The organism is Vibrio sp. 10N.261.55.A7 (genome assembly GCF_002877365.1).
In the GTDB taxonomy this organism is placed as follows: Bacteria; Pseudomonadota; Gammaproteobacteria; order Enterobacterales; family Vibrionaceae; genus Vibrio.
This window is the reverse complement of record NZ_MCWZ01000184.1, coordinates 1-1248: the sequence shown is the minus strand read 5'-3', so window position 1 is coordinate 1248 and position 1248 is coordinate 1. Positions and strand designations below refer to the sequence as shown.

The 1248-nt window shown below is 43.2% G+C and carries 1 protein-coding gene; it reads right to left on the bottom strand.

From position 1 onward, the window contains the following. A partial coding sequence (locus BCU12_RS10145; RefSeq protein ID WP_102404191.1) for a RecQ family ATP-dependent DNA helicase occupies positions 1-1248 on the bottom strand: 1248 nt, incomplete at both ends.

Here is a 1248-nt window from a genome sequence, read left to right as displayed (position 1 = left end):
CTGCATTCTCTTTGTTTTTAAATAGTTGATAGAGTGTTTCTGTCAATTCTACTTGTGTTTGGGAAGTATCAATGACCTGATAAACATCTGTGATTTGCTTACTTTCGAGTTCAATCCAGCCTTGTTCATTAAAGTAATCAATGGCGCTGACTACACGTTGTCTGTCTGCATGAAAGCCTTGCCACAATGCGTCAAAATCAACTTGGCACCAGGTTCTTGCTTTGGGAGAGCAAGCAAAAATGGACTCTACGAATTGATGACGCTCTCCCTCAAATTTAGCCAATATTTGGGACGGGGTTGAGACAAACTTGAAACGATAATCGGCAAAATAGCTGTATTTTGGAGAAATGATGCCTTCCAACTCGAGGTAAACTAACAATGTTTTTAATGGAAGTTGACGAATATTCGACTCTTTAGATAGGCGAGTAATCTGCATTTCCCAGGTTGGGGAATGTTGATAGACTTCATTGACGACATGTGCGATAGAGTCTCGATCAGGCGTATCGCCATAAACGAAGTTCTGAAGCGTATTAAGGCCATCTTTGTTCCCTAACAAAATACAGTCGGAAGGGGCTCCATCTCTTCCTGCTCTTCCTATCTCTTGTGCGTAGTTCTCGATGGATTTGGGAAGATCAAAGTGTATAACGCGGCGGATATCTGACTTATCTACCCCCATACCAAAAGCTATGGTTGCAACGATACAGTTCACTTCACCCGACATGAATTGGTGTTGAATATACGCACGATTTTCACTTTCTAATCCAGCGTGGTAGGCCAACGCAGAAATGCCCGCTTGTTGCAATTGTTGGGCAAGGTATTCAGCAGAATACTGCAAAGTCACGTAGACGATAGTGGGTGATAGAGGCGAAGACTGTACGATCTGATTCAGTTTGCTGAGCTTTTCATCGTGCTCACAAGGAACGATGCTCAAGTTTAAGTTCGGACGATAAAAACCAGTGACGATAGTATTGGATTCAGAAATACTGAACTTACTTTGCATGTCTTTTACAACATCGGTCGTCGCCGTCGCAGTTAAGAGAAGCGTTTGAGGGATATTGAGCAATTGCAGGTAATGCGGGATCTTCAAATAGTCGGGTCTGAAATTGTGCCCCCATTCAGAGATACAGTGCGCTTCGTCTACGACCAGTAAAGAGATAGGCACCTGCGAGATAAACTGACGAAACCGTTCGTTCTTTAATCTTTCTACCGAGATCATGAGGATCTTGAGCTTACCGCTTCTTGCATCAG